A 7519-nucleotide genomic window follows, 5' to 3' on the forward strand; every position below is an offset into this window, starting at 1 on the left:
GACTGACTGTCCGGCTTCGATCGGAACGGCTGTCCGCTTTCCTTCGGACTGGGTGTCCGGTTTCACTGGAATACGCACCTATATTGCTTTCGCTCATTATCGTCAAGGGCAGCGTAGATGTCGATGAAATCCAGGTACTTGAGCCGCTTATCGGGATCAGGTTCCAGGACCGTGAGACCCCGCACGGCCTGGGCGTAGACCTCGACCCGGCGTTCGGGTGAATAGAACATGTTGGGTAGCGTGAGGCGGGCGATCAGGTTGTCACTGTCGCGGTAGTCCTCGAAGGGCAATTCGGCCAGCGCGCAACGCAGATCGTGGAAGTCGAGATAGACATGGCGCTCACCGCCCAGGCGCAGTTGGGTGGCGACACCGCTGGCTGCGCGGAGAAAGATGACGACCGGCACCACGCGCTGGATGTCGAGCAGCTCGACCAGATCCAAACAGTAGTGGGCCAGGCGGTGGATGGAGAAGCGCCGCGCATCGCTCTCCTCTTCGAGCACGAAAAGGATCGCCTCGCGCCGCCCGTCCGGCCACTCGACCAGCAGCGGCACGTCGAGTTCGCGAAAGCGTTCACCCAGGCGCTCCTGCACCTGCTCCTGGCGCACCGGGAGGATGCGGACATCACTCCCGAGATCGCCCGCCTCGGCCGCAGCGAAGAAGGCGAGCGTGGCACGCGGGCAGTCGAAGATGAGGTTCTTGAAGTTCTGATCGTGGGGGCCTTGGTCATCAGTTGGGACCGGTAGTGGACCAGCGAGAGCGAAGTCCACCGAATCCCGCGTCGGCGTTGGTGGACTGCGCTGCGCTTGTCCACCCTAGGTCTATGTCGACAAGCAACCACGTCGCGCGGATGTCCGAGAGGGCGATCCACCAGGCCAAGGTCAGCGCAAAACGCCAACGACGGTGGATGCCAAGTGGCGGAACCGCTATCGCGTTCCACCCTACGGGGGCTTTCCCGTGCCTTCCCCGTAGGGCGGATGCCCGCTAGGGCGATCCGCCATGCCAAGGTCAATCCAAACCGCCAACCTCGGTGCTTGCCAAATGGCGGAACCGCTATCGCGTTCCGCCCTACGCGGGCTCACCGATCGTCCGTAGTCGCGCAAGACTGAGGAAAGAGCACAAAACGAAGTTTCTCGCTCTGGGCGCGGTTTAGATGGTTGCGTCGATTGCGTCCGGGTTGAGCACCCGCATGGTCCCGTCGCCCATCCCCATGACCAGGACGCCCTTGCTAGATGCGCGACGAATCACGCTATCGTCCGGATAGAGCGTGGCCAGGATGCCAACGACACGCCTGCCGGCATATTCCGGATAGACGCTCGGGAATTCGCCGAGCTTGTCGAGAATCGCGTCCACATGAGTATCCAGCAGACGCGACTTGGTTTCGTTGATCAGGACCGCGGAATCGCAGACGACCATGGCATCGTATTCGCGGGTCTCGCCCCCGAAACGGCGCACAACGCGCACGGCAAAGAGATCCGGCCTGTCGCAACCCAGGAGTTCGGCGGCAATCCTGGGCAAATTGGGCGCGACGATATCCTCGACTAGGGTGCCGAGCCGGTTGGCGAGTTCGCCCCACTGTTTGTTCATGTGACGGCGGTCGCGTTGCGTCTCATCCTTGAAGGCGGTCATTTCATCCTTGAACTCCTTCATTTCATCCTTGAACTCGCGCATCTCCTCGGACAGACGATTCAGCGACATCTCCGTGCGCATCGCCTGATAGCTGAGTTCCTTGATGTAGCCCCTGATTTCATCGACTTCGTGTTTGAGTGCGGCATGTCCCATGTTGATACCCTCTTAAACCGCGTTCCAGAACAGTATGTGTTTTTTCGAGTGGTTGGCCAAGTTTGGCATCAATCTGTGGCGCTGGAGTCAACGCGGCTTAAATAATAGAGTTGAACCAAATTTTTTTCAAAAAAATCAATAATTTAATGTTCCGCCATCGGCATCAAATGGCAGATTTTGACGGAAGCTGGATGGAAAGCCCCTTGGGGCGCATTCCCGATTTTCCGAGCCTAGGAAGATGATGGGCCGTCGAGCCTAGATGTTTTGAGATAGGCAACGAGGGGGCCGTTGCCTGGGAAAGGAGTTGAAGGGGTTCCAAAATTCTCTTAGATGAACAGGAGAATTCCGATGATCCCGCCCCCCACTCCCAAGCTCAGTGTGGCACACGTCTGCGCGAAATCGAAGATCGCTTGCGCCTCCTCGACCATCTGGCCCATCTGCCCGTTGCGGCGGGGACCCCAGGCGCGCTCGACGAGTACGAGCGAGAGGTCGTGCGGACAACCGAGCGGTTGGCGGGTTTAATCACGGGTGAGATCTTGCAGGCCTCGTTGGCGAGCGAGACGGTCGAGACGCTCACCAAGGCCAGCGCGAAGCCGTTGAAGAAGGCGGGGGCGCAGGCCGTGACCCTCCGCACGGCCAGTGGGGTGGCGGTGCAGATCACCACCCTGTACTACCGTCCCAAAGGCCAACGGGGGACGCATCGGCGCTTGCCTGGGCTGTATGCCGGGCTGGTGGTGTTGGGGATCTTCGAGCACTGCACGCCCGCGCTCGCCGCGCGCGTCAGTCTGCTTGCGGCGCTCACCACCTATCGGTTTTATGTAGCCAGGGCTTCCAGCCCTGGCAAACCAGGCCAGGATGGCCTGGCTACGCAGGCTTGGAGCGGCTGTTCCGGTTGATTTCGGGAAACCGATAGGTGTTGAGGCTTGCGGCGGCCCTGAGTTCGTTTGCGGAAGCGCAGCGCGTATTGCGCGAGGAAGGGGTTGAGCTGAACGTGAAAACCGTGCGCGCCATCGCCGATGCTTTCGCCCAGCGGGCGCGCGCCACCGAACGGGAAGCGCGCCCGTTGGAACTCGGCGATGTCGCCGGGCGCCACGGGCGCCAGGTCGTGATCTCGTGTGACGGTGGGCGCATCCGGATTCGCACGAAGAAACGCGGACCGCGAACCAAGATAAGGACGGTGTCGTTACCACGCAGTTTGGTGTGAGCCGAAGCTGTTCGTCATCTCGGCGGTCGGACCCGATGGTCGCCAAGAACACACCTTCACGCCCCTGATCGAGGCCACGCTTGCCGGTCCCGATGCCATTTTCGACGTGCTCGAGCAGGCGCTCAAGCGTGTGCACATTGAAGACGCCAAGCGGGTGCTCTTCGTCGCCGATGAGGCACGCTGGATCTGGACGCGCGTGCAGCGACTGTGTCGGCGTCTTGGCCTGATCGGGATGGTCGAGCTGCTGGATTTCTTCCATGTCGCGGAGCATTTGGGCGCCGTGGCCGAGTTGAAAAAGTCGTGGAGCGCGGCCCAGCGTCGACGCTGGGTCAAGCAGCAACGCCAGTGTTTGCGTCAAGGCCATGCTCAAGCGGTCGTCGACGCCGTCAATCAACTCTGTCGAGGCCCTCTGAGCAAGACGGTACGCACGCAGCGCGATGACTTTGTTCGCAGCCTCGAACGCCTCGATTATGCGGCGGCCAAAGCGGCTGGCCTGCCCTTGGGAAGTGGTGCGGTGGAAAGCGCCGTCCGTCGGGAGATCAACCTTCGCTTGAAGGGGGCGAGTATCTACTGGCTCAAGCCCAGTGCCGAAGCCATGCTGATGCTTCGCTCCTACTTCAAAGCCGGGCGTTGGAATTTACTGAAAACCATGGCAAATCCATCCTTCATGACGGCCTCTACATGACATGGAAAATTGGGAATGCGCCCCAGCCGCACTCACTGGCAGCACAGGCGCTCTTGCGCGCACTGCTCTCGGGTCTATGTCGCGGTACGCACGGACTGGCTGCGCGGGACGGACTGGAGAGGAAAAGGATCGCGCTAGGAGGAGAGGGCTTGAAATGTTAGCATTCGCTAATATTCTAACGATAAGCCATTTTCCTAATAGGAGCTATTCCATGCACATGAGCCGCTATCTTGTAAGTATTCTTGTGATGTCCTTGTACTCCATCCCTGTCTTGATCGTACTCGGAATCCTTGGGCATACACTCGCTGGTACCCTCGGATCCGGGATCGCCGTCGCCCTGTTCGTCCTCGCCCTCTTCAGTGCCTTGTTGCCGAAGGAACGTTCAGCGGTGAAGGCTGATTGACGGGCGTCGTTTCCAGCGCAAGGACGTGCATTTCCCGCTTCCCCCGCGATGGTGATCCTGATCAGCGCAGGAGAGCAGTTCGGCAAGATCCAAACAGCAGTGGGTCAGCGATGGATGGAGAAGCGCCGCGCCACCCTGTCCTCTTCGAGCACAATGGCCTCGCATCGCCCATCCGGCCACTCGACCAGCAACGGCACGTCGAGTTCGCGGAAGCGTTCACTCAGCTGCTCCTGCAACTGATTCTGGCACAGCGGGAGGATGCGGACATGACGCCGAGGTCGGCCGCCGCTGCGAAGGCGAACAAGGTGAGCGCCGCGCGCGGGTAGTCGAGGATGAGGATCCTGAAGCTCTGATGGTGAGACATGAGGCCATCCCGTCACGATACGTGGCCGATGGATTGTCTTCGCGCCACGGGCACATCGCAAAGCTGACGACGCTTCTTGGTCCGTCCCGATGACGCTTGCCCCTACCCGCAACGTCGTTCCCGCCATGGCCGCCGAGCGCAACTCCAGGTGCTTCAGTGAGCACTGAAACGAAAGTCGAAGGCAGCTGCGCAGTCGTTTGAGTTCTCTTAAAGGAGGCCCAAGACTCCCATGATTTGCTTCAACGCATGCCCCCCTATATTCTCCACCCTAGGTCCATGTCGACAAGCAACCACGTCGCGCGGATGTCCGAGAGGGCGATCCACCAGGCCAAGGTCAGCGCAAAACGCCAACGACGGTGGATGCCAAGTGGCGGAACCGCTATCGCGTTCCACCCTACGCGGGCTTTCCCGTGCCTTGCCCGTAGGGCAGATGCCCGCTAGGGCGATCCCCCATGCCAAGGTCAATCCAAACCGCCAACCTCGGTGGTCGCCAAGTAGCGGAACCGCTATCGCGTTCCACCCTACGCGGGCTCTAATTCGACGCACAACTGTCACATTTTTCTTACAGCGAACACCTCACAGTGATACGGTCAAGCTAACGTTCAAATATCAGTTATTTGATTTTAATGATTTTTAAATTCGGCACCGATTTTGCTTTATTTCAACCGAATATCAACGATCAGAATCGTCCGTGGTGACGCGAGACAAGAACAAGACACAAACGACGCTTCTCACGCTGGGCACGGCTTTAACCGACCGACGAACGTCCCGCATGAACGATTGACCCGACAAAAACGCATGTATCAAGCTACTTAACGATGACGAGAAGTCTAAAACCATGAAAAAATCTATCTTCGCAGCGGGCATCGCGCTCGCAACCATGATCGGCGCCAGCGCGAATGCGGCAACGATTAAAATGTCCACATTTAGCATGGACGCCTTCAATACCGCTACGGCCGGTGGCACTATTGAGAATTTTGAAGGCTATGCCGGATCGTGGGACCCCAACACAGTGACAAATGTCGGTACGTTCAGCTCATATGACGCTAGTACAGGCAGCGGCTCCGTTTGTAATGCACAGTCTGGCGGCAACTGTCAGAGCCTGTATGTGAACGATACAGTCCTCAGCGGCCAGGGTAACCTCGTTCCGCTAGACGGCACGAAGGCCCTTTCGTCGAACGACACCAACGGAATTTTTTGGGATGTTTTTAACAACGGCGGATCAACTTTCGATAAGGTCGTGTTCGCGGTACGTGACGCTGCCGACATCAATGGCACTATCTTCACCATCAAGACCAACGATGGTACGTCTGTTGAGTTGACCGGTCGGGCAAACAACAACCAACAGCTGGTCGTGATCGACCTTGGTGGATCGTTTACGGACGCGACCGTGTCGATGTTCAACAACCAGGTTAACGATGGTTTCACGATTGACGGCGCATCAACCGTCTCAACCGTACCGGTACCTGCAGCCGGCTTGCTGTTCATCAGCGGCTTGGGCATGCTGGGCGCACTGCGCAAGCGGAAGCAGAAAACAGCCTGATCTAAACTCGACTTTGGCCATTTTTCCCGGCTGGCAATCTTTTTTTTATCAATAGGTTACGATGCGTGAAAAATTAACGAGGGGTCCAGTTTCGGCGTTCGGGCCTCCCGACCCCCTCTAATTTTCAGCCCTCACGATACTTCAACCAGTTAGCTCTCTGGGAGACTGCCAAAATGGCCAAAGTCGAGCTAAAAAGACTGTAGCCGTTCACAGACCCGGCACTGGAGCCGGCAGCGGAGCGGCCTCGCGACCGGCGCGGCGCTCAGCGATCACAACGGCCAGATAGGGCCAAGGCACATGGCCGCGCTTGCGACAGGTTTCGATCACGCTGGACAGCAAGGTGAAGGTGCGTGACCCGGCCTCGCAGCGCGTGCCCATCATGATGCGTCGGGCGATCACCCAATGGCGCAGTGCCCGTTCGGCGTCTTTGTTGGTGATCGGCCACTGGGGATTGTCCAGCACCCGAAAGATGGCGTCCCAGTCGTTCCAGAGTTCGACGGCCAAGGCGCGCGTCTTGGCGTGGCGGTGCCCGAGCAGACGCACGCAGGCGGCATGCAACTCGACCAGTAACGCGGCATGAAGGGTCGGCAAATCGACCGGCGGGCCGTCACGCGCGGCATGGATGGCGCCAATCAGGATGTCGAAGGCATTTTGGACCTGATGCCCGAAGGCTTGGGCCTCGCGATCGTAGCTGTCGATCAACCCCTGCGCCTTGCGCGTGAGGTGCGCCCAGCAGCGCAGCCGCCGGGGGAAATGGCGATACGCCTGCCAGCCGTCGCTCATCAGCCAGCCGGTGAAGCCCGGCAGGATGCGATCGAGGACCTCGCGCCCGCGCTTGCCGACCACGAACAGGGTGACGGTGGCGCTGCTCATCGAGCTGGTTAGTGGCGAGGATGAAGCAGCTTTTGCGCTCGAGGCGGCGCTGGCGCTCCTGCACCCGCCAGGCCAGTGCGCCGGTGATGCGATAGACATGGAAATCCGGCGCCCGCCCCTTGCCCTTGAAGCGGGGCAGCGCCTCGATGTGGGTCTCACCGAGCATCGCGATCTTGAGGGTGCGCTCGAAGCGCGCCAGGGCCTTGAGCGCATCGGCCTCGCAGGCGAAGTCGGTGCTGTACAGGCGCTCGAAGCTCTTGAGCTCGGCGCGGCCCTGCTTGAGACAGTGCTTATCGACGCGCTTGAGGGCGCGTTGGCGCGCTTGCGGGGAATACACCACGACCCAGCGTTGGCGCACCTCGCCATAGCTCGTGCTCCGCGGTGATCCCCGGACCAAGCAGGCGCTCCACGGGCTTGTCCTTGAAGAACAACGGGGTGAGGTACAGGGCGCGCTGCGTAAAGCTCAAGCCGTTGAGCACCATCGCCTTAACCGCCTGCCCGAGGGAGACGTTGCGGCTGTCTTCATCCTGCACCAGCACCTGGTCGATCAACTCCCCCAGACCCAGCTCGTCGTACATTCCGGCCACGAGCCCCAGGTGATTGAGGACCTGGCTGCTGTAATGGCGTGGACTGGCCATGGAGCCGGTGTCGATGTGCACGGCCATCTG

General features: G+C 59.9%; 8 protein-coding genes and 2 pseudogenes. 6 read left to right on the forward strand and 4 right to left on the reverse strand.

The window, feature by feature from the left end:
* Positions 1-77 precede the first annotated feature (77 nt).
* Both G3480_RS24220 and G3480_RS24225 read right to left on the reverse strand, forming a co-directional pair.
* Positions 78-767: pseudogene (locus tag G3480_RS24220) on the reverse strand (hypothetical protein); the annotation flags it as partial.
* Between the two features lie 379 nt (positions 768-1146).
* Entirely contained in the window at positions 1147-1779 is a 633-nt protein-coding gene (locus G3480_RS24225) for a hypothetical protein (protein WP_164656798.1), read from the reverse strand.
* Between the two features lie 410 nt (positions 1780-2189).
* Here G3480_RS24225 and G3480_RS24230 point away from each other — a divergent pair, with 410 nt between their 5' ends.
* From G3480_RS24230 to G3480_RS24255, 6 genes are all read left to right on the forward strand, one after another.
* A complete protein-coding gene (locus G3480_RS24230) occupies positions 2190-2675 on the forward strand; it encodes a hypothetical protein (RefSeq protein WP_164656799.1) in 486 nt (161 codons plus the stop codon).
* Between the two features lie 17 nt (positions 2676-2692).
* Positions 2693-2983 carry a hypothetical protein gene (locus G3480_RS24235; protein ID WP_164656800.1) on the forward strand — a complete coding sequence of 97 codons (291 nt, stop codon included), beginning with the start codon at positions 2693-2695 and terminating at the stop codon, positions 2981-2983.
* Positions 2984-3089: 106 nt separating this feature from the next.
* Complete coding sequence (locus tag G3480_RS24240; protein ID WP_164656801.1) at positions 3090-3668, forward strand: hypothetical protein; 579 nt, start codon at positions 3090-3092, stop codon at positions 3666-3668.
* Between the two features lie 217 nt (positions 3669-3885).
* Positions 3886-4071 (forward strand): hypothetical protein, encoded by a 186-nt coding sequence (locus G3480_RS24245; RefSeq protein ID WP_164656802.1) that lies wholly within the window; start codon positions 3886-3888, stop codon positions 4069-4071.
* 110 nt (positions 4072-4181) lie between these two features.
* On the forward strand, positions 4182-4397 hold the full coding sequence (locus G3480_RS29310; protein WP_164656803.1) for a hypothetical protein: 216 nt from the start codon (positions 4182-4184) through the stop codon (positions 4395-4397).
* An 876-nt stretch (positions 4398-5273) separates the two neighbouring features.
* A complete protein-coding gene (locus G3480_RS24255) occupies positions 5274-5978 on the forward strand; it encodes a VPLPA-CTERM sorting domain-containing protein (RefSeq protein ID WP_164656804.1) in 705 nt (234 codons plus the stop codon).
* A 207-nt stretch (positions 5979-6185) separates the two neighbouring features.
* On the opposite strand, the gene G3480_RS24260 is transcribed toward G3480_RS24255, so the two are convergent.
* Together G3480_RS24260 and G3480_RS29615 are read right to left on the reverse strand one after the other, a co-directional pair.
* Positions 6186-6950, reverse strand: a complete 765-nt coding sequence (locus tag G3480_RS24260) for an IS66 family transposase (RefSeq protein ID WP_420824641.1) — start codon at positions 6948-6950, stop codon at positions 6186-6188.
* Positions 6844-7516: pseudogene (locus tag G3480_RS29615) on the reverse strand (DUF4277 domain-containing protein); the annotation flags it as partial. The pseudogene G3480_RS29615 and the gene G3480_RS24260, both read right to left, overlap by 107 nt.
* Positions 7517-7519 lie beyond the last annotated feature (3 nt).

It is taken from the genome of Thiorhodococcus mannitoliphagus (genome assembly GCF_010915725.1).
GTDB lineage: Bacteria > Pseudomonadota > Gammaproteobacteria > Chromatiales > Chromatiaceae > Thiorhodococcus > Thiorhodococcus mannitoliphagus.

Coding starts and splice junctions, on each gene's coding strand:
- G3480_RS24225 (WP_164656798.1), bottom strand. CDS start 1,779: ATGGGACATGCCGCACTCAAACACGAAGTCGATGAAATCAGGGGCTAC.
- G3480_RS24260 (WP_420824641.1), bottom strand. CDS start 6,950: ATGTCTATCGCATCACCGGCGCACTGGCCTGGCGGGTGCAGGAGCGCC.
- G3480_RS24255 (WP_164656804.1), top strand. CDS start 5,274: ATGAAAAAATCTATCTTCGCAGCGGGCATCGCGCTCGCAACCATGATC.
- G3480_RS29310 (WP_164656803.1), top strand. CDS start 4,182: ATGGATGGAGAAGCGCCGCGCCACCCTGTCCTCTTCGAGCACAATGGC.
- G3480_RS24245 (WP_164656802.1), top strand. CDS start 3,886: ATGAGCCGCTATCTTGTAAGTATTCTTGTGATGTCCTTGTACTCCATC.